This window comes from Paludibacterium paludis (assembly GCF_018802605.1).
In the GTDB taxonomy this organism is placed as follows: domain Bacteria; phylum Pseudomonadota; class Gammaproteobacteria; order Burkholderiales; family Chromobacteriaceae; genus Paludibacterium; species Paludibacterium paludis.
The window spans coordinates 2,757,736-2,777,994 of sequence record NZ_CP069161.1 but is presented as its reverse complement, the minus strand read 5'-3'; the positions used below and the strand labels follow the sequence as shown (position 1 = coordinate 2,777,994).

The following is a 20,259-nucleotide window of genomic DNA, read 5'->3' as shown; positions in this document are numbered from 1 at the left end:
TTTCCTGGTTTTTTGTAGGATGAAGGAGTTGACGGGTGTGGGTTTGGGGGGTATAGTTCGCTTCCTCTGCTGCAGCGAAGAGCGCGGCGCCGATCTTTAATAATGCGAATAACCGATAGGTGTGAGTGTTTGGCGAAGCCGACACTTGCACGGCAAGACAGAAATGAACCTGGTTTTGTTTCTTTGATCTTGCGTGCCAGAAGTAAAGTTAGCGATTGAACTGAAGAGTTTGATCCTGGCTCAGATTGAACGCTGGCGGCATGCTTTACACATGCAAGTCGAACGGCAGCACAGGAGCTTGCTCCGGGTGGCGAGTGGCGAACGGGTGAGTAATGCGTCGGAACGTGCCGGGTAATGGGGGATAACGCAGCGAAAGTTGTGCTAATACCGCATACGCTCTGAGGAGGAAAGCGGGGGACCTTCGGGCCTCGCGTTATCCGAGCGGCCGACGTCTGATTAGCTAGTTGGGGGGGTAAAGGCCCACCAAGGCGACGATCAGTAGCGGGTCTGAGAGGATGATCCGCCACACTGGGACTGAGACACGGCCCAGACTCCTACGGGAGGCAGCAGTGGGGAATTTTGGACAATGGGGGCAACCCTGATCCAGCCATGCCGCGTGTCTGAAGAAGGCCTTCGGGTTGTAAAGGACTTTTGTCGGGGAGCAAATCCTGCCTGTGAATAGCGGGTGGGGATGAGAGTACCTGAAGAATAAGCACCGGCTAACTACGTGCCAGCAGCCGCGGTAATACGTAGGGTGCAAGCGTTAATCGGAATTACTGGGCGTAAAGCGTGCGCAGGCGGTTGGACAAGCTTGATGTGAAAGCCCCGGGCTTAACCTGGGAACGGCATTGAGGACTGTTCAGCTAGAGTACGTCAGAGGGGGGTAGAATTCCACGTGTAGCAGTGAAATGCGTAGAGATGTGGAGGAATACCGATGGCGAAGGCAGCCCCCTGGGATGATACTGACGCTCATGCACGAAAGCGTGGGGAGCAAACAGGATTAGATACCCTGGTAGTCCACGCCCTAAACGATGTCAATTAGCTGTTGGGGGTTTGAATCCTTGGTAGCGTAGCTAACGCGTGAAATTGACCGCCTGGGGAGTACGGCCGCAAGGTTAAAACTCAAAGGAATTGACGGGGACCCGCACAAGCGGTGGATGATGTGGATTAATTCGATGCAACGCGAAGAACCTTACCTGCTCTTGACATGCCAGGAACGCTGCTGAGAGGCGGCGGTGCCCGAAAGGGAGCCTGGACACAGGTGCTGCATGGCTGTCGTCAGCTCGTGTCGTGAGATGTTGGGTTAAGTCCCGCAACGAGCGCAACCCTTGTCATTAGTTGCCATCATTAAGTTGGGCACTCTAATGAGACTGCCGGTGACAAACCGGAGGAAGGTGGGGATGACGTCAAGTCCTCATGGCCCTTATGAGCAGGGCTTCACACGTCATACAATGGTCGGTACAGAGGGTCGCGAAGCCGCGAGGTGGAGCCAATCTCATAAAGCCGATCGTAGTCCGGATCGCACTCTGCAACTCGAGTGCGTGAAGTCGGAATCGCTAGTAATCGCAGATCAGCATGCTGCGGTGAATACGTTCCCGGGTCTTGTACACACCGCCCGTCACACCATGGGAGTGGGGGATACCAGAAGTGGGTAGGCTAACCGCAAGGAGGCCGCTTACCACGGTATGCTTCATGACTGGGGTGAAGTCGTAACAAGGTAGCCGTAGGGGAACCTGCGGCTGGATCACCTCCTTTCTAGAGAATGGCGACGTCAAGCGCTCACAACCTATCGGTTATTCGGAAGTTGGCAAGTAGAGACTGGGTTTGTAGCTCAGCCGGTTAGAGCACCGTCTTGATAAGGCGGGGGTCGTTGGTTCGAGTCCAACCAGACCCACCAGGACTCTGAAGGGGGGCATAGCTCAGTTGGGAGAGCACCTGCTTTGCAAGCAGGGGGTCGTCGGTTCGATCCCGTCTGCCTCCACCACAGTGCAAATCAAAGAGGATGGGAAGGGATCCGTCGTTTTTGATTTGCGTTGTAGCCAACGCGTTGATCTTTAACAAATTGAGAAGCTGATATGTAAAGTTCACCGATCCGGAGGAATCCGGGTGGGTGCGACTTGGGTAGATGATTGTATCGACGTGACGGTCTTGAAGGGGATCGTGACGTGTCGCGAAACTGGAGTCTGGGTGGTTTAGGCTGTTCAGATGATAGGGTCAAGCGATTAAGTGCATCTGGTGGATGCCTTGGCGATCACAGGCGATGAAGGACGTGCAAGCCTGCGAAAAGCGTGGGGGAGTTGGCAATGGAACATTGATCCCACGATGTCCGAATGGGGAAACCCGGCCCTTAGGGGTCATCCCTTCCTGAATATATAGGGAAGGCGAAGCGAACGCGGAGAACTGAAACATCTAAGTACCCGCAGGAAAAGAAATCAACCGAGATTCCGCCAGTAGTGGCGAGCGAAAGCGGAATAGCCTGTACGAGATAGTCGCGGCGTTAGTGGAAGGCTCTGGAAAGGGCGGCCATAGTGGGTGATAGCCCCGTACACGAAAACGTGGCGATGAGACTAGGCGTACGAGAAGTAGGGCGGGACACGCGAAATCCTGTCTGAAGATGGGGGGACCATCCTCCAAGGCTAAATACTCGTGATCGACCGATAGTGAACCAGTACCGTGAGGGAAAGGCGAAAAGAACCCCGGGAGGGGAGTGAAATAGAACCTGAAACCGGATGCATACAAACAGTGGGAGCCCTTGAAAAATGGGGTGACTGCGTACCTTTTGTATAATGGGTCAGCGACTTACGTTCAGTAGCGAGCTTAACCGAATAGGGGAGGCGTAGGGAAACCGAGTCCGAACAGGGCGACTGAGTTGCTGGGCGTAGACCCGAAACCGAGTGATCTATCCATGGCCAGGATGAAGGTGCGGTAACACGCACTGGAGGTCCGAACCCACTAGTGTTGCAAAACTAGGGGATGAGCTGTGGATAGGGGTGAAAGGCTAAACAAACTCGGAGATAGCTGGTTCTCCCCGAAAACTATTTAGGTAGTGCCTCATGTATCACTTCCGGGGGTAAAGCACTGTTATGGCTAGGGGGTCATTGCGACTTACCAAACCATGGCAAACTCTGAATACCGGAAAGTGCGAGCATGGGAGACAGACGGTGGGTGCTAACGTCCATCGTCAAGAGGGAAACAACCCAGACCGCCAGCTAAGGTCCCAAATGATAAGCTAAGTGGTAAACGAGGTGGGAAGGCACAGACAGCCAGGATGTTGGCTTAGAAGCAGCCATCATTTAAAGAAAGCGTAATAGCTCACTGGTCGAGTCGTCCTGCGCGGAAGATGTAACGGGGCTCAAGCTTATAACCGAAGCTGCGGATGTGACTTAGGTCACGTGGTAGGGGAGCGTTCTGTAGGTCTGTGAAGGTGTCCTGAGAGGGATGCTGGAGATATCAGAAGTGCGAATGCTGACATGAGTAGCGATAAAGCGGGTGAAAAGCCCGCTCGCCGAAAGCCCAAGGTTTCCTACGCAACGTTCATCGGCGTAGGGTGAGTCGGCCCCTAAGGCGAGGCAGAAATGCGTAGTCGATGGGAAACGGGTCAATATTCCCGTACTTTTGCAAGGTGCGATGTGGGGACGGAGAAGGTTAGGTCAGCGGCCTGTTGGAATAGGTCGTTCAAGCTGGTAGACGGGCGTGGCAGGCAAATCCGCCGCGCTGTTAACGTCGAGAGGTGATAACGAGGGTCTACGGACCTGAAGTGACTGATACCCCGCTTCCAGGAAAAGCCACTAAGCTTCAGCCTTGCAAAAACCGTACCGCAAACCGACACAGGTGGGCAGGATGAAAATTCCAAGGCGCTTGAGAGAACTCAGGAGAAGGAACTCGGCAAATTGATACCGTAACTTCGGGAGAAGGTATGCCCCGGTAGATTGTAGAGCCTCGCGCTCGAAGGTCGAAGGGGTCGCAGAGAATCGGTGGCTGCGACTGTTTATCAAAAACACAGCACTGTGCCAACACGAAAGTGGACGTATACGGTGTGACGCCTGCCCGGTGCCGGAAGGTTAAGTGATGGGGTGCAAGCTCTTGATCGAAGCCCCGGTAAACGGCGGCCGTAACTATAACGGTCCTAAGGTAGCGAAATTCCTTGTCGGGTAAGTTCCGACCCGCACGAATGGCGTAACGATGGCCACACTGTCTCCTCCTGAGACTCAGCGAAGTTGAAATGTTTGTGAAGATGCAATCTCCCCGCTGCTAGACGGAAAGACCCCGTGAACCTTTACTGTAGCTTTGCATTGGACTTTGAACAGACTTGTGTAGGATAGGTGGGAGGCTGGGAAGTGTGGACGCCAGTTCGCATGGAGCCGCCCTTGAAATACCACCCTGGTGTGTTTGAGGTTCTAACCTTGGTCCGTGATCCGGATTGGGGACAGTGCATGGTAGGCAGTTTGACTGGGGCGGTCTCCTCCCAAAGTGTAACGGAGGAGTTCGAAGGTCACCTAGGTACGGTCGGAAATCGTGCTGATAGTGCAATGGCAAAAGGTGGCTTGACTGCGAGACCGACAAGTCGAGCAGGTGCGAAAGCAGGACATAGTGATCCGGTGGTTCTGAATGGAAGGGCCATCGCTCAACGGATAAAAGGTACTCCGGGGATAACAGGCTGATTCCGCCCAAGAGTTCACATCGACGGCGGAGTTTGGCACCTCGATGTCGGCTCATCACATCCTGGGGCTGTAGCCGGTCCCAAGGGTATGGCTGTTCGCCATTTAAAGTGGTACGTGAGCTGGGTTCAAAACGTCGTGAGACAGTTTGGTCCCTATCTGCAGTGGGCGTTGGAAGTTTGACGGGGGCTGCTCCTAGTACGAGAGGACCGGAGTGGACGAACCTCTGGTGTACCGGTTGTCACGCCAGTGGCATTGCCGGGTAGCTAAGTTTGGAAGAGATAACCGCTGAAAGCATCTAAGCGGGAAACTCGCCTGAAGATGAGACTTCCCTGGAGGCTTGACCTCCCTGAAGAGTCGTTCGAGACCAGGACGTTGATAGGTCGGGTGTGGAAGCGCTGTGAGGCGTTAAGCTAACCGATACTAATGGCTCGTGAGGCTTGATCCTATCATTTGAACAGCTTGGGTGAGCCCAGGCTGGCGACGCGATGCGTCATCGACCCGATACATACTCCCGCGACGCGCGGGCGGCTTCTTGATTTGTTGACAGTTTATGTCTGGCGGCCATAGCGAGGTGGTCCCACGCCTTCCCATCCCGAACAGGACCGTGAAACGCCTTAGCGCCGATGATAGTGCGGTATTCGCCGTGTGAAAGTAGGACACCGCCAGACTCCCCCCTCCAAGCCCTGACCCTACGGTCAGGGCTTTTGCCTTTCTGGCGGTGTTCGCCGCGCGCGCGGCAACATGGCGCCCAGTCCGTCATCTCTTTCGGTCGCCGCCCTGACCCGCTGGCAAATATCGTCGAAAATGGCTTCCTCGGGCCTGTCGGCATCGATCGTTTCGTAGCCGTGGCGTACGGCAAGGTCCAGTATGTGACCGCGCACCTTGTCCTGATGCTGGATGAACGAACTGTCGGCGCAGGCGAAATCGCAGCCGGATTCATAGGGGCGATGGCGATGCCCCCGCTCGACGACCGCGCGCGGATCGATATCGACCACAAGGGTCAGATCCGGTTCGGGGAAAAAACGGCAGACATCGAGCAGCCAGGCAGCGGGCAGGCCGAACGCCGCCTCGGTGGCATAATGCTTGTGCCAGTAGCCATCGAGAAACACGATCTCGCCGGCCTCGGCCGGTTGGCGGCGCACCAGCACGGCATTCATGTAGATCAGCCAGAGAGCCCGGCATTCCCCGATCATTTGCGGCAGCAGGCGATGGGCCAACGTTTCGTAGGAACACCCGAAAAAATCGCATTCGGGGAAGCGTTCCGTATCGAAAATATCGCGTTTGGCCAGGCTTCGCGCGGGAATGCCGAGTTCGTCGCGCGACCAGGCGATCAGCCGTTCGATTTGCGTGGTTTTGCCGCTGCCGTCAGGCCCCAGGATGTTGATCAGCACGATGGCGCCACCTCTTGCCCTGAGTGGCTCGCGCGCTCGTCGGCCAGCAATGGCAGATCCAGTCCGAACAGGCGGATCGCGTTGTCGTGGACAATCGCCTGGGCCTCGCCCAGAGGCACATCCGCCAGCAGCTCGTTAACGAAGTCCAGCGAGCGCGGATGGGTCGATTGTTCGTGCGGAAAGTCCGAACCCCACATCATCCTGCCGACACCGATGCGATGCCGCATCTCGATGGCCAAATCGTCATAGATCAGCGAGGCCCAGACATTCTGGTCGAAGTAATGGCTCGGCCGTTCCTTGATGGGCGGTGTTTGCATGCGATGGCGGATGCGCCGTTCATAGGTCCAGTCCATCTGCCAGAGGAAATAGGGAATCCACGATGCTTCATGTTCGGAGGTTTCGATGCGCAGTCCCGGGTGGCGCTCGAACACCCCACCGAAGATCATGTCCGTCAGCGACATCCGCACCCAGTATTCGGCATTGACGCGCAAGCTGTAGGTCACTTCGGGGAACGGCACGCCATACGGTCCGTTGTGGTTGGTGAGGACATGCAGCGAAATCGGCATGCCCAGCTCTTCGGCAGCGCTCCACAAGGGCTCGTACTCGGGCTTGTCATAGGAGTGTGCCGCGCCGGGGTACACGCTGATGATGCCTCCCACCATGCCGCGCTTTTTGGCGCGAATCAGTTCGGCGACCGCGTCCGGCGGATCGTAGTTGTTCAGCATCGCCACGGCCTTGAGCATGTGGGGCGCCTCGCCACAGAACTCGGTGATCCAGTCGTTGTAGGCGCGACAGATGGCGCCGAACAGGCCCGCGTCCTCGATGCAGTAGTTGGTGATGCCTTGTGTCGGCCGGATGATGGCGACCCGCACGCCATCGGCCAGATTGGCCTTGACGTATTCGGACGGGATGTAGGCGGCCGGGTCGACTTGCTCGAAGGTCGAGTGCGTGAGCACAGCGCCGCGCGATGGAACGGCGGCGTCTCCCGGCGCCATGCTGCCTGAACGGCGCTTCCGGCCGCTCACCGAGCCGATGCGGCGGCCATTGCATTCCCACCAGTCGGTGCCGTCGACGCGCACCACGCGCGGTGCGACGTCGCGATAGCGGTTGTCGATGCGGCGGCTCCAGAGGTCGGGCGGTTCGATAATGTGGGAGTCGGATGAGATCAGTGTGTCGATCCGGTGAAAGACGCTGCCGTTCGTGTCGTTTTTCATGGGAAAACCTCGCTCGCCAAAGGCTGGATCAAACCGCGTGTCTCAAGAAGAAGCTGGAAGTCATCGAGCGTGCCGGCCATTTCCCGCGGCGAAGCGCGGGTCAGTCCGGCCAGGGACCGGACCGCTTCACGGCGCGAAGTGCGGCCATCGAAGCGCAGAAGCAGTTCATAGCCGGATTCGTTGAGGGTTAGCGTGGTGCCGTCATCGATCGCGGTCAGCACATAGTCGCCGTTTCCGGCGTAGCGCAGATGGCAATCCAGTTCGAGCGGTTCCAGCGGCGCTTCGGTCGCGTCGTGCCCGGAGTGATGATGAGCGGCCGGAGGGAAATCCTCGGGGGGTTCCGGTTGCGGTTCCAGCGCCGCGTTTTCCAGGAACCTTCTCTGTCCCCAGGGGATGATGGCGTGCCCCATTCGGGCGATGCGGCCAAATTCGCGTCTGACCGAGGCGGCGTCGGCCTCGCAAGCGATGTGCAGCGCCTGGAAGGATCGCGCCATGCCGGCGACACTCGCCCCGCCCGGCATGGCTGCCCGGCCGCCGCCGAGCGCCAGCCCGGCCAGTTTGCGCACCCGCCACTTCTCGGCGGGATTGGTATTGCCGTTCGCCGCGAGAAAGGCCGCGGCGAGGTGGCCGAGGTAATGGTGGAGCAGATGCCGCGCGCTGGCATGATCCCGGTCTTCGATCAGACCCAGGATGTCGACATGCAGGGAGTTTATCCATGCCACCGCATGGTCGAACAGAAGGCGCGCCAGGCGCCGGCCCTCCACCTGGCTGGCGATGCGCCGGAAAGCGTCCTCGTTGCAGATCGGCGCGCCGATGCGCAGGTTGTGCAGGAATTTCAGCTCCGCCGGCGCGAACGCCGTGGCCGAAACGCGTTGATCGCGCATCTCGTTGGATGGCAGCGACGCCAGACGCGCAAGCAGGGCATCGACGCGCGCAGGACTGATCACCTCGAGATCCACCGTGGTTCGTTCCAGCGCCATGATGGCCATCGACCCATTGATGAGGGTCGACGGCATCCCGCGATCAGTCAGCAGGTAGACGTCCAGGTCGGAGCGGCGGTTGCCCAGACCTTCGACCAGGGAGCCGGTAAGATAGACCGGTTCGTCCGGTAGCGGCGCGAACTGCTCTCGCACGAATGCCTCGAGCCGGGTCATGTCCAGACGGTGGCTGCGCAGGTAATCGGACAGGCGCATGGTGGTCGTATCCGTGTCCGCTCAGACGTCGAAAGCGAGCCGTGCTGTGCGATTGGCGAGGATTCCCGCTATGGCCGGCATCCGGTTCGGGTCGTTCGCCAATAGCCGCAGCGTCGCCTGGAATGGTGCGGCATCGTGGCCGTTCGCCGAGTTGGCCGCGACGTCCGCCGCCTCGTCGAGCAGGCCGTCTTCGGCCAGTACCTGGGCAAGAAAGACCGCTGCGCGCGTGTCTCCGGGTTGTTGCTTGAGCGCGCTTTCGTAGGCGCGCCTGGCCTGTGTCGTGTCGCCCGCCGCCCGGTAGGCATCGCCAAGCAGCGTCATGATCGAGACCGGGTGCCCGCTGATGTCCTTGAAGGCGAAGTCCGGCTGCCGGTCGGCAAGTTCCATGGCGATGGTCAGTCCTTTGGTGACGTTTCTGTCCTTCAGAAAAGCAATGGCGAGTCTTGCCCGGGCCTCGAGGTTGCCGGGATTCTTTCTGGCCGCGTCGCGGTAGCAAACCTGCGCCAGGCGATAGGTCTGGGCGATTTCGCGGATTTTGCCGGCGGCGACCAGCGCGGCGTCCTCGCTTTTACCCTGGGCTTCGTTGATGAGGGATTCGACGGTCTGGAGGATTTCCTTGCCGCGGATCACGGCCTCCTCGATCGCCGTTTGGCGTCCGTTTGTCATGATGGCCTCCTGCTGGGGTCGGGGGTGGTAACCCACTATAGGCCACGGCTTTCGGAAATCCAGTTGGTTTACACTATTTTAATTGACTGTTTAATATCGAGGGCTGTGAGATAAGGGGCATCGGACTTCCGGAGCGGGCGATCCGGTTCGGTCGCCGGTCCTTGCCGCGCTGCGGGACTGCTGGCAAGATGCGGGGATGAATCTCATTTTCGATCTCGATGGCACCCTGGTTTTTCAGGGCAAGCCTGTCAGTCCGTCCATCTCCGATGCCCTTCATGATTTGCGCCTCGATGGCCACACCATCGGTTTTGCTTCCGCGCGGCCCCATCGCGACATGCTGCCGGTGCTGGATGAACGTTTTCACGACGCGCTGCTGATCGGTGCCAATGGCGCCATGACTTGCGAGGGGGGAGTGCCGGTGCGTCTCAATTGCCTGCCCCCGGAGACTTACGATTCGCTGCGGGATCTGGCTGCCCGGTACCGGGCAGCCTATCTGGTGGATCTGGTTTGGGATTATCATGTCAGCGGCGATACCTCGCATCCGTTCTTTTCCCTGATCGATCCGGGCTGCCTCGGCCGGCATGTCGAGCATCATGAGGTCGAGAATCCGGTGAAGTTCCTCGTCGCGCACTGCGATGATCCGGCGGGTTTCCGCCGCGAGGTGCAGTCGCTGTCCGTGGCCGTGCACCAACACTCCGACATGCAGCTGTTCGACATGACGTGTCACGGCGTCGACAAGATGTCCGCGCTCGCGGACTACGGGGTAGGCGCCGGTCAGTTCGTGTGCTTCGGAAACGATTTTAATGACATGCCGATGTTCCGGCATGCGGCGCATTCGGTGCAGATCGGCGAGCACCCGGGACTTGCGGAACTGGCGAGCGAGCGCTTGCCTTCGGGGCCCGGCTTCGACACGCGTCTCATCGAGACGCTCCGCCGGCTGGCCACCTGATCGCAAGCATCACCACTTGCAGCCGGAGTCGGTGAGCGTGTCCCTGATCAGGAACGGCACGGCCAGGAGGTCGAGCTGCGCGTACGCGTTCCGGCAATTGATCCGCTCGCTCCTGTCTATCCCCTTGTAAAGACGGCTTTCCTTTTTGACCGGCGCGTCAGGGCGCAGCGCGGACGGCAGATCGTCTTTGCCGGCGCCCTTGGTCCTGCCGGCCCTGCCTGCGCCGATCGCGTCGCGGATGGCCTCCCGGTCGATGCGCACCGGAGGAGGCGCGACGGTCTGGGACTCCACTGGCGGTGCGGATGGCGCGGTGTGTTCCGCCGTTACGCGAGGCCGGGGTGCCGGCCGGTTCGGGCGCTTTTCCGTGGCAGGCGCCTGCGTGGTCAAGGGGCGCGCGACGGGCGCAGCCTCCCGCGCCGGTGTCGCCAGAATAATGCGCAGCGCCTCGGGCTTTGCCGGTAAGAGCGTCGGTCCGGCGGTGCGCCATGGCGCGAGAATCACGACAATGTGCAGCGCCAGCGAGGCGGCGATGAACCATCCGGCCTGACGCGCGGGACGCGCCGGGGCGTTTGAGGTTGTCAGTTCCATTTGCGGGCGGCGCCGTGTTCGGCCGGTGCGGGGCGGTCCGGCGACGGGCGGACCGGTCTGCCTTGCCAATAGGCGGCGAGCAGCGAGCCCGTGATGTTGTGCCAGATGGAAAACAGCGCCCCGGGCAGGGCGGCGAGGGGCCCGAAATAAATCTTGCCCAGCTGGGCGGCCAGCCCCGAATTCTGCATTCCCACCTCGATCGCCAGTGTCCGGCATACCGATTCCTCGAAGCCGAGCAGACGGCTGCCCCAGTAGCCGAAGAACAGCCCGATGCCGTTGTGCAGCACGATGGCGAGCACCGTTACCATGCCCACCGATGCGATGTGTTTCTGGCTGCCGCCGACAATGGCGGCGATCAGCAGGACGATGGCGATCATCGATAATAATGGCAGGACCGGTTCGATGCGGTGGAGGGCCGTCCCGGCCAGCCGCTTGGCGGCAAGTCCCAGGACGATGGGCATGATCACGATTTGCAGAATGCTCAACAGCATGGCGACGACATCGACATGGATGCTGGCATCCAGATAGAGGCGGGTCAGCAGCGGAGTCGCGACCACGCCGACCAGTGTCGACAGCGCCGTCACCGTCACGGACAGTGCGACTTCCCCGCGGGACAGGTAAATGATGACGTTGGAGGCCGTGCCGCTGGCCACACTGCCGACCAGGATCATTCCCGCCGCCAGTTCTGGCGGCATCCGGAACAGCCTGGCCAGCAAAAAGGCGGCCAGAGGCATCACAAGGTAGTGCAGGCCGATTCCGGCGAGCACCGGCGCAGGGCGCAGAAATACGCGGCGGAAGTCGTCGACGGTCAGGGAGAGTCCCATGGTGAACATGATCAGGGACAGCATCAGTCCGGTATGCGGCAAGAGCGGTGTGAACACCGCGGGGCGGAAGTAGGCGGCGATCGACAGCGCGATGGCCCATAGCGGAAAGAGTCGCGTCAGTAGTGCGGTCATGCCGGAAATCCTTTTGCGCGGAAGCGGGTGATTATTGTGACATTTGCATGCGATAGAACAACCGGAATGATGTTTCTCCCGGTAAGGTTGCAAGCTTGCAACATGATGTCATTTTTGTTTCATTGTTATGAAAAACAGCGAGCTACGCTGGGACGCGGGTTGCGGCCAGTTAGTTCCTGATGAGGCAAAGTAAGGATTTTATATTGTCTTACAGAAGTACGGCCAATCTGTATACAATAGACAGTTATCCGCACCGTGTTTTTTCATGTCCGACTCCAAGAGGCCGAAAAGGCCCCGGCGGCACCCACGGTGGCACGACAACAAACGGGAGCTTTCCATGCAATTTGAGGCCTTTGCTCACGCGCAATCCGCGCTGCGAGACAGTATCACGTCGGCCTATCGCCGTGATGAACGAGAATGTGTTCAATCCCTGCTGCCCCAGGCGGCGATGAGCGCGGAGCAATTGGCGTCGGTGCAGGAACTGGCGCGGCGCCTGGTCGCCCAGGTGCGCAGCAAGCGGACCCGCTCGAGCGGCGTCGACGCCTTGATGCACGAGTTTTCCCTGTCGAGCCAGGAAGGCATCGCGCTGATGTGCCTGGCCGAAGCGCTGCTGCGCATTCCCGATCGAACGACCGCCGACAAGCTGATCCGCGACAAGATCAGCCGTGGCGACTGGAAATCCCATCTGGGCAACAGCGCTTCGCTGTTCGTCAACGCCGCCGCGTGGGGGCTGCTGGTGACCGGCAAGCTGGTTTCCTCCCATAGCGCCGAAGGCCTGTCTTCCGCGGTCACCCGGCTGATCGCCAAGGGCGGCGAGCCGCTGATCCGCAAGGGCGTGGACATGGCGATGCGCATGCTCGGCAAGCAGTTCGTCACCGGAGAGACCATCGAGGAGGCGCTGGACAACGGACGCGAGCGCGAGGCGCGCGGTTATCGTTTCAGCTATGACATGCTTGGCGAAGCGGCGATGACCGAAGCGGACGCCGAGCGTTACATGAATGACTACGTGATGGCCATCCACGCCATCGGCAAGGCTTCGGCCGGCCGCGGCGTCTACGAGGGTCCCGGCATTTCGGTGAAACTCTCCGCCATTCATCCGCGATATTCCCGCGCCAAGCACGAACGCGTGATGGGCGAATTGCTGCCGCGCCTGAAATCCCTGTTCATGCTGGCCCGCCAGTACGATATCGGTCTGAACATCGACGCCGAGGAGTGCGATCGCCTGGAAATCTCCCTGGACCTGATCGAGGCGCTGGCCAACGACCCGGATCTGGCCGGCTTCAAGGGTATCGGCATCGTCGTGCAGGCTTACCAGAAGCGCTGTCCGTACGTGATCGATTATCTGGTCGATCTGGCGCGCCGCAGTCAGCACCGCTTCATGGTACGGCTGGTCAAGGGCGCGTACTGGGACGCCGAAATCAAGCGCGCCCAGGTGGATGGCTTGCCGGGCTATCCGGTGTACACCCGCAAGGTCTACACCGACGTGTCGTATCTGGCCTGCGCGAAAAAACTGCTGGCGGCGCAAGATGCGGTCTATCCGCAGTTCGCCTCGCACAATGCCTATACGCTGTCGGCGATTTTCAGTCTTGGCGCCGGCAAGGATTACGAATTCCAGTGCCTGCACGGCATGGGCGAAACCCTCTACGACCAGGTCGTCGGCGAAGCCAATCTGGGACGCGCCTGCCGCATCTACGCGCCGGTCGGCTCCCATGAGACGCTGCTGGCGTATCTCGTGCGCCGTCTGCTGGAAAACGGTGCGAACTCCTCTTTCGTCAACCGCATCGTCGACGAATCGGTGTCGATCGACGAACTGGTCGCCGATCCGGTCGCCGAGGCGTCCCGCCATGCCGGCGCACCCCATCGCAAGATCGCCCTGCCGCTCGACCTTTATGGCGGCACAAGGCGCAATTCCCGCGGTCTTGATCTGTCCAGCGAGCATGTGCTGGGTGTCCTGGAACGCGGCCTCGCCGAATCGGAAAACCAGCCCTGGGCCGCCTTCCCCATGCTGGGCGACGGCGACGTGACGCACGGGGTGTTCCGCGACGTGAGCAATCCCGCCGACCGACGCGATCTCGTCGGCAAGGTGCTCGACGCCAGCGCCGCCGAGGCGGCGCGCGCGCTGGATCTTGCCGAGGCCGCCCAGGGCGACTGGTCGGCGACGCCGGTCGCCGAGCGCGCCGGCATGCTCGAGCGTATGGCGGACCTGATGGAAGACGATATGGCTGCGCTGATGGGGCTTGCGGTGCGCGAAGCCGGTAAGACGCTGTCCAATGCCATCGCCGAGGTGAGGGAGGCGGTGGATTTCTGCCGCTACTACGCCGCCGAGATCCGCGCCCATTTCGACAACGCGAGCCACACGCCGCTCGGCCCTGTGGTGTGCATCAGCCCATGGAACTTCCCGCTGGCGATTTTTGTGGGCGAGGTGGCCGCGGCGCTGGCCGCCGGCAATACGGTGCTCGCCAAGCCCGCCGAGCAGACCAGTCTGATCGCCGCCCATGCCGTCAGGTTGTTCCATCGCGCCGGGGTGCCGCGCGCCGCGCTGCAGCTGTTGCCGGGCCGTGGCGAAGTGGTGGGCGCCGCCCTGACCTCCGACGCACGGGTCAAGGGTGTGATTTTCACCGGATCGACGGAAGTGGCGCAGATCATCAACCGCACCCTGGCTGAACGCGGTGGCGACATTCCCCTGATCGCCGAGACCGGTGGACAGAACGCCATGATCGTCGACAGTTCCGCCCTGCCCGAGCAGGTCGTGGCGGATGTGCTGTCCTCGGCCTTCGATTCGGCTGGCCAGCGCTGTTCGGCGCTGCGCGTGCTGTATCTGCAGACGGACATCGCCGACAAGGTACTGGCGATGATCCGGGGCGCGATGGATGAGCTGACGGTCGGCAATCCCGCGAAACTCTTCACCGACATCGGTCCGGTGATCGATGACGAGGCGCGCGCAGGGCTGGTGAGCCATATCGAGCGCATGAAGGCGATTGCGTCGTCTTGCCACCAGACGCCCTTGACCGATGAGGCCAGCGCTGGCACCTTTGTGGCTCCGACCCTGTTCGAAATCGACAGGCTGTCGCATCTGGAGCGCGAAGTGTTCGGGCCGGTGCTGCATGTGTTGCGTTTCGAGGCGGAAGCGCTGGACGGCGTGATCGACGAGATCAATGCGACCGGCTATGGCCTGACTCACGGCATTCACAGCCGGATCGACGAAACCATCGGGCACATCGTCTCGAAGGTTCACGCCGGCAACGTTTACGTGAATCGCAATATTGTCGGCGCGGTGGTCGGCGTTCAGCCGTTCGGCGGAGAAGGCAAGTCCGGCACGGGGCCCAAGGCCGGCGGTCCGTTCTACCTGTACCGACTGACCCGCGCGGCATGGCGGCCGAAACTCGATACGACGCCGTCGCAGCTGTCGTTCGCCCGGATCGACGAAGTGCAGGCGCGACTCGCCGGGCACGGTTTCGATGCCGTCGCGCTGGCGGCGCTGCGCCGTGATCGCGAACGCACTCCTCTGGCCGAAGAGGCTGTGTTGCCGGGCCCGACGGGAGAGCGCAATGTGCTGACGTTCGCCCCGCGCGGCGAGATCGGCTGCGCCGCGGTAACGCCGGAAGGTCTGGCGCTGCAGTTCGCCGCCGCGCTGGCCACCGGCAACCGGACGGTCATGGGCGATGCGCCTGCCGCGCGCTCGCTGGCCGAGCTTGCTCCCGGCTGGGGCCGGATCGTGCCGGATGTACTGGCCGCCGACGTGTCCGCTGTGTTGTTCGACGGCGGGCGCGACGCCGCCGACGAGGCGCGACGGACGCTTGCCCGCCGCGATGGCGCGCTGGTGCCGCTGATCGAGGCGCAGGAGGGCGTGTACAATCTTCACCGGCTGGTGGTCGAGCGCGCGTTGAGCGTCAACACCACCGCCGCGGGCGGCAATGCCAGCCTGATGAGCATCGGCGATTGAGAGGGGCGCGCCGGGGCCGAACGGCCCCGGTGGCGATCCTGTCGCCTGCAGCAACACTGGCCGGAAAAAATGGCCAGATCCCTACAAAAGATGGAGAGGAACTGAAGCATGAATTCTATGAAGCTGACTTCGCTGGCTGTGGCAACGGCTCTCGCACTGGCCGGCTGCGGCAAGAAGGATGAAGCCGCGCCGACCGGCAACGCTTCCGCCCCGGCGGCACAGGGTGGCGCGGCCGTGGTCAAGATCGGTTTTGCGGCGCCCCTGACCGGTCCGCAGGCCCATTACGGCGAAGAATACAAAAACGGTGTGACGCTCGCCATCGAAGACGCCAACAAGGAAAATCCGACGCTGGGCGGCAAGCCTGTCAAGTTCGAACTGGACGCCCAGGACGACCAGGCCGATCCGAAAACCGCCACCCAGCTCGCCCAGCGCTTTGTCGACGAGAAGATGAACGGCATTATCGGCCATTTCAACTCCGGCACCGCCATCCCCGCATCGAAGATTTACGCCGATGCGGGCATCCCGCAGATCGCCATGGCGACCGCGCCGACCTTCACGGCCCAAGGCTTCAAGACCACGTTCCGGTCGATGACGTCCGATACGCAGCAAGGCAGCGTGATGGGCAAGTTCGTTGTCGAGAAGCTCGGCGCCAAGCGGATCGTGATCGTCGATGACCGCACCGCGTACGGCCAGGGCCTTGCCGACGAGTTCGAAAAGGCGGTCAAGGCGGCCGGCGGCAATGTGGTCAAGCGCGAGTTCACCAACGACAAGGCCACCGATTTCGCGGCGATCCTCACCGCCATCAAGGCGGTGAAGCCGGACATCATTTACTACGGCGGCGCCGATGCCCAGTCCGCGCCGATGGCCAAGCAGATGAAACGTCTTGGCATCACCGTTCCGCTCGCTTCGGGCGAAATGACCAAGACGCCGGACTTCCTGAAGATCGCCGGCAAGGAGGCCGACGGCACGATCGCTTCGCTCGCCGGGTTGCCGCTCGAGCAGATGCCCAAGGGCAAGGATTACGCCACCCGCTACAAGGCGCGATTCAACGTGGATGTCGCGACGTACTCGCCGTACGGCTATGACGCGACGCGCGTGATGATCGCCGCGATGAAGCAGGCCGATTCGTCCGATCCGAAGGCTTATCTGCCGGTGCTGGCGAAGATCGATTACACCGATGGCGTGACTTCCGGTCATATCTCCTATGACGATAAGGGTGACCTGAAGATTGGCGGCATCACCGTGTACAAGGTGGTCAACGGCCAGTGGACCGTGCTCGAAACCCTGGGCGGCGCGGCCAAGTAATCCTCCTGGCCGGACAGGCGAGAGCAACCCGACAGCCCGGCGATGCCGGGCTGTTTGTTTGAAGGATGGGGCGCAACGGGCGTCCTCTGCTAACCTGCAAGAATCGTGTGATGATTTTGTCACGGTCGTCGATGAATTTCCGGTGCCTGGCGTAATGAAAATCCTGAGATCTGTCCGTGTCCTTACGCTTGTTGTCGCCAGTCTGGGCGTCGGCGGGCAGGCGGACGCCGACGGCGCCTGGGCTGGGCCGACCGCCGGTCCCCCGGGCCAGCCAGGCAAGGCCGTGGTGTTCCTTGCCCAGGATTTTCGTAATGGCGGGATCGCCAGCGTGTATCGCGCGTTTGCCAATGCGGCGCGGCAGCTGGGATGGACGGTGACGGCCGTGGACGGTCGGGACGATCTGGTCCGAATCCGTCAGGCCTTCGATGCCGCCATTGCCCGGAAGGCGGATGCCATTATTCTTGGCGGTGTGCAGGCCAGGGGGCCGGAGGACGAGATCGCGCGGGTCAGGCAGGCCGGTATCGTGCTGGTGGGCTGGCATGCGGTCGCCACTCCGGGGCCCGGCAGAGGCCTGTTCGCCAATGTCACGACCGATCCCCGGGAGGTGGCCAGGATCGCGGCCGAATATGTGACGCGCAATGCGAAGCGGCCGGGCGTGGTGATTTTCAGTGACGACAGGTTCGACATCGCCAACGCCAAGGTGCAAAGCATGAGGGATGTCATTCAGGCGTGCCGGCGCTGCGAACTTCTCACCGTTGAAAATGTGAAGCTCTCCGAAGTGGGGGCGCGCATGAAAGGCGCCGTGGCAAGGCTCAACGCCCGGTTCGGCGCGCGCTGGACGCACAGCCTCGCCATCAACGATCTGTACTTCGATGAAATCAATTACCCGTTGCTGGAGGCCGGACGTCGGGATATCGAGAACATCTCGGCGGGGGATGGCTCCGCGCGGGCCATCGGGCGAATTCGCGCCGGTCAGTCGCAGCAGGTGGCGACCGTGGCCGAACCTGTCAACGAGCAGGGCTGGCAACTGGCGGACGAGTTGAACCGGGCGTTCGCCGGAGTGCCACCAAGCGGCTATGTGTCCCGCCCCATCCTGGTGACGCGACCGGTACTGTCCGGGTTGGGTTCGGCTCAGATCGATTCGCGCCTGCCTTATGCCGAAGCATACCAGCGCATCTGGATGGGCAAGGAAGGCAAGCGCTGACGAAAAAGAAGCTCGGCAGGCCGTGCCAAGATCATTCGGCATGTTCGGTAACGATCCAGTGGCCGCCAAAGTCCCCGGGAGCCGATGTGGAGGCGGTGGGCTCGTCCGGAGGACTTGGATTGTTTCAAGCGTGGATGCGGGTATCGTTGACTGAAACGCTACCCGCCAACCACCAGGCCACAACAGACTTATGAACAGGAACGGCTGAATCAGGAGGCCTCCTGGGGCGCCGGTCAACCGCGGTCAGAGTATCGGCGGCAAGCCGAAAATTATATTTTCAAAGTGCGCGCCAGCATCGAACAGGTATTCGCCCCTCATTCATCCGGTTAGCGGCAAGTCGGTCCGAGCGAGGGGTGGGCGCGCGCGAACTTTAGCCTGGCGATAGTGGCCACCTGTCACGACTCCGCCGCGTCGGGTGCATCGGAAAAAGTCCGAAGTGGTGTCGCCAAGTGGACTGAAAAAAATGGGTTATTCGAGGTGCTCTTTATTTTTTCTCCAGCATTTTCAAGAATGCCGGCGGAGGATAAATGTCCGGCAATAGACGCGCGCGGCGCTCGCGTGTCTTTCGCCAGTCCCAGCGCCTCGATGTATCCTTGATGACCAGAGTCAGGAGGAAGCCCGGCTTCTTCCATGATCACAATCGGGATGCCGCTTTTGAAAAGAGCTATTTTTTTCTTTAGCTCCGTGTTCAGCATGTGTCTCAGAAACTCGATTTTCTGTTCAATTTTCTTTTCATTCGTCCCTTGTTTTTTCATCATGTCGGTTTCGGAGCCGACTATATCCGCAATTCTTTTTTCTCCGTGTTCTTTAACGTTTTCCAGGAAATTTGCCAGTTTTTCTTCATCAAACACAGAGTGGTCAGTCTTGTTTTCTACATGTTTGTCGGTATTTTCAATGGTATTGGCTGACGAATTGTTTTTCGGTTTGAGAAAGTAACTTTTGTCGAATTTGAAAAGGACAGAAAACTCACTGCCGTCAGGATAAAGAAGCTCGTCTTCTTGTGCTCCTATCTTTCCTGAAATGCCATCAATGGAAGCCGCGGACCGTCCAAACACAACCATGAGCTTGCTGTTTTTTGTGTCTTTTGAGGCGAAATTGAGCGCTACATTAAAATCGCTGCTTGTCGACGTGAATGCTTTTCGAAGCTGCTTGCCGCCTTGGGTGAAAATATAATCACTTGCTCCCTCTCCTCTGAAGGTTTTCTTTACTTTATTATCGGTCAATTTTTCTATGCCACTTCGCATTGCTTCCACCGCTGGTTTATATTTATCCGGCTCACCATTGCGCAGTGTCTTGTTCAAATCTTCAAAAAATGTATTGCCATATTCATGTAATGACATATATTCGTTTAGATTAATTGGTGGCTGGTTGTTTTTATGTGCGTTCTCAACGTAGTTCAGATAATTGTCCACACTTCCCTTGCTGAATTTTTCATTGTCATCAATTAGGTTTGGGTACATCGTGAGCAACATTTTTTTTGCCTCGTGAACCAGTTGTTCATATAGATGAGCACTTTTGCTCTTGTTGTAATCCTCGGCGTTGTCGTTGGCTTTGTTGCTCGTTCCTTTCGTGCGGGGAACAGGAGTCTTGAGTTGGTTTTTGTCCGTTTTCTCAATGGCTTTCCGAGAGCCGGATTCATCGGACGTGTGCGTCCTGATGCCAAGTAGTTTTTTTATTTTTCCAAAGAAACTTGGCCTTGCATAAGGAGAAGGGTCATCCCTCTTTGGCTCTGTCGGAGTGTTTCTGACGGCATCCAACTTGCTGTTGAAGTTCGTGGTTTTTTCATGTTCTTTATTAATGTGCACGATACGTTTGTCAGCGTATGCAATTGCTCTTTCAATACCCATTTGACTCACTCCTCACGATATAATCGCTCTGCGCCTGTAAATGCTTGTCAATCTGGATGGCCTCTCACACCGCAGTCGCTAAGCGTTTGCACCGACAATTTGCCGTGCAGAAAATACCAAATGCCACCTGTTCATGGTCGATTTCGACGGATGAAATACATTGATTTTGGCGTGAACAGCTTAGAAGAATGTCTGGCTGGTGTATTTCATAAAAAAATCTTCCATATGGCATTGATGAAATGATATGGATATGTTTTGGGGTTGGAATTTTCGGTGGGCGGGAATCCGGCGCGAAGGGAGGGCTGTGCGCCACCCGAATTCAAGAGTGGTTTTCAGGGGAGG

Annotated in this window: 11 protein-coding genes, 2 tRNA genes and 3 rRNA genes; 9 read left to right on the top strand and 7 right to left on the bottom strand. The window is 59.7% G+C overall.

Features of this window, described 5'->3' with window-relative positions:
• The first annotated feature begins 217 nt into the window (after window positions 1-217).
• From JNO50_RS12645 to rrf, 5 genes are all read left to right on the top strand, one after another.
• Window positions 218-1,755 (top strand): 16S ribosomal RNA (locus JNO50_RS12645).
• A 65-nt stretch (window positions 1,756-1,820) separates the two neighbouring features.
• A tRNA-Ile gene (locus JNO50_RS12640) sits at window positions 1,821-1,897 on the top strand.
• Between the two features lie 11 nt (window positions 1,898-1,908).
• A tRNA-Ala gene (locus tag JNO50_RS12635) sits at window positions 1,909-1,984 on the top strand.
• A gap of 228 nt (window positions 1,985-2,212) precedes the next feature.
• Window positions 2,213-5,106 (top strand): 23S ribosomal RNA (locus JNO50_RS12630).
• A 108-nt stretch (window positions 5,107-5,214) separates the two neighbouring features.
• Window positions 5,215-5,329, top strand: a 5S ribosomal RNA gene (gene rrf, locus JNO50_RS12625).
• Together the 16S, 23S and 5S rRNA genes with 2 tRNA genes alongside form the textbook arrangement of a ribosomal RNA operon.
• Before the next feature lie 27 nt (window positions 5,330-5,356).
• Here the strand turns inward: rrf and JNO50_RS12620 are convergent.
• Genes JNO50_RS12620 through JNO50_RS12605 form a run of 4 tightly spaced genes read right to left on the bottom strand, consistent with a single transcriptional unit; the run spans window position 5,357 to window position 9,125 of the window.
• Window positions 5,357-6,052, bottom strand: a complete 696-nt coding sequence (locus JNO50_RS12620) for a dTMP kinase (RefSeq protein ID WP_189536383.1) — start codon at window positions 6,050-6,052, stop codon at window positions 5,357-5,359.
• Window positions 6,046-7,266: an amidohydrolase family protein gene (locus tag JNO50_RS12615; protein ID WP_189536380.1), complete on the bottom strand. Its 1,221-nt coding sequence runs from the start codon at window positions 7,264-7,266 to the stop codon at window positions 6,046-6,048. The genes JNO50_RS12620 and JNO50_RS12615 overlap by 7 nt, the downstream gene beginning before the upstream one ends.
• The gene (locus JNO50_RS12610; protein ID WP_189536379.1) at window positions 7,263-8,459 is read right to left on the bottom strand and encodes a PqqD family protein; all 1,197 of its coding nucleotides are present in this window, start codon (window positions 8,457-8,459) and stop codon (window positions 7,263-7,265) included. The genes JNO50_RS12615 and JNO50_RS12610 overlap by 4 nt, the downstream gene beginning before the upstream one ends.
• Before the next feature lie 21 nt (window positions 8,460-8,480).
• The gene (locus JNO50_RS12605) at window positions 8,481-9,125 is read right to left on the bottom strand and encodes a tetratricopeptide repeat protein (protein ID WP_189536377.1); all 645 of its coding nucleotides are present in this window, start codon (window positions 9,123-9,125) and stop codon (window positions 8,481-8,483) included.
• A gap of 196 nt (window positions 9,126-9,321) precedes the next feature.
• On the opposite strand from JNO50_RS12605, the gene JNO50_RS12600 reads away from it, so the two are divergent.
• Entirely contained in the window at window positions 9,322-10,074 is a 753-nt protein-coding gene (locus tag JNO50_RS12600; RefSeq protein ID WP_189536375.1) for an HAD hydrolase family protein, read from the top strand.
• 9 nt (window positions 10,075-10,083) lie between these two features.
• On the opposite strand, the gene JNO50_RS12595 is transcribed toward JNO50_RS12600, so the two are convergent.
• Together JNO50_RS12595 and panS are read right to left on the bottom strand one after the other, a co-directional pair.
• Entirely contained in the window at window positions 10,084-10,662 is a 579-nt protein-coding gene (locus JNO50_RS12595) for a hypothetical protein (RefSeq protein ID WP_189536373.1), read from the bottom strand.
• Entirely contained in the window at window positions 10,653-11,618 is a 966-nt protein-coding gene (panS, locus tag JNO50_RS12590; RefSeq protein WP_189536371.1) for a ketopantoate/pantoate/pantothenate transporter PanS, read from the bottom strand. Before panS ends, JNO50_RS12595 begins: the two co-directional genes overlap by 10 nt.
• A 337-nt stretch (window positions 11,619-11,955) precedes the next feature.
• On the opposite strand from panS, the gene putA reads away from it, so the two are divergent.
• The 3 genes from putA to JNO50_RS12575 all read left to right on the top strand — a co-directional run bounded on the left by putA (window position 11,956) and on the right by JNO50_RS12575 (window position 18,070).
• A complete protein-coding gene (gene putA, locus JNO50_RS12585) occupies window positions 11,956-15,561 on the top strand; it encodes a trifunctional transcriptional regulator/proline dehydrogenase/L-glutamate gamma-semialdehyde dehydrogenase (protein ID WP_229804901.1) in 3,606 nt (1,201 codons plus the stop codon).
• A gap of 108 nt (window positions 15,562-15,669) precedes the next feature.
• Window positions 15,670-16,866 (top strand): branched-chain amino acid ABC transporter substrate-binding protein, encoded by a 1,197-nt coding sequence (locus JNO50_RS12580; protein WP_189536367.1) that lies wholly within the window; start codon window positions 15,670-15,672, stop codon window positions 16,864-16,866.
• Between the two features lie 154 nt (window positions 16,867-17,020).
• The gene (locus JNO50_RS12575; RefSeq protein WP_189536365.1) at window positions 17,021-18,070 is read left to right on the top strand and encodes a substrate-binding domain-containing protein; all 1,050 of its coding nucleotides are present in this window, start codon (window positions 17,021-17,023) and stop codon (window positions 18,068-18,070) included.
• 395 nt (window positions 18,071-18,465) lie between these two features.
• Here JNO50_RS12575 and JNO50_RS12570 read toward each other — a convergent pair whose 3' ends face one another.
• Window positions 18,466-19,917 (bottom strand): ADP-ribosyltransferase, encoded by a 1,452-nt coding sequence (locus JNO50_RS12570; RefSeq protein WP_189536363.1) that lies wholly within the window; start codon window positions 19,915-19,917, stop codon window positions 18,466-18,468.
• Window positions 19,918-20,259: the final 342 nt, after the last annotated feature.

What these genes read in the sequence shown, in the direction of transcription:
- JNO50_RS12615 (WP_189536380.1), bottom strand. Translation starts at nt 7,266, where the DNA reads ATGAAAAACGACACGAACGGCAGCGTCTTTCACCGGATCGACACACTG.
- JNO50_RS12610 (WP_189536379.1), bottom strand. Translation starts at nt 8,459, where the DNA reads ATGCGCCTGTCCGATTACCTGCGCAGCCACCGTCTGGACATGACCCGG.
- JNO50_RS12605 (WP_189536377.1), bottom strand. Translation starts at nt 9,125, where the DNA reads ATGACAAACGGACGCCAAACGGCGATCGAGGAGGCCGTGATCCGCGGC.
- JNO50_RS12600 (WP_189536375.1), top strand. Translation starts at nt 9,322, where the DNA reads ATGAATCTCATTTTCGATCTCGATGGCACCCTGGTTTTTCAGGGCAAG.
- JNO50_RS12595 (WP_189536373.1), bottom strand. Translation starts at nt 10,662, where the DNA reads ATGGAACTGACAACCTCAAACGCCCCGGCGCGTCCCGCGCGTCAGGCC.
- panS (WP_189536371.1), bottom strand. Translation starts at nt 11,618, where the DNA reads ATGACCGCACTACTGACGCGACTCTTTCCGCTATGGGCCATCGCGCTG.
- putA (WP_229804901.1), top strand. Translation starts at nt 11,956, where the DNA reads ATGCAATTTGAGGCCTTTGCTCACGCGCAATCCGCGCTGCGAGACAGT.
- JNO50_RS12580 (WP_189536367.1), top strand. Translation starts at nt 15,670, where the DNA reads ATGAATTCTATGAAGCTGACTTCGCTGGCTGTGGCAACGGCTCTCGCA.
- JNO50_RS12575 (WP_189536365.1), top strand. Translation starts at nt 17,021, where the DNA reads ATGAAAATCCTGAGATCTGTCCGTGTCCTTACGCTTGTTGTCGCCAGT.
- JNO50_RS12570 (WP_189536363.1), bottom strand. Translation starts at nt 19,917, where the DNA reads ATGGGTATTGAAAGAGCAATTGCATACGCTGACAAACGTATCGTGCAC.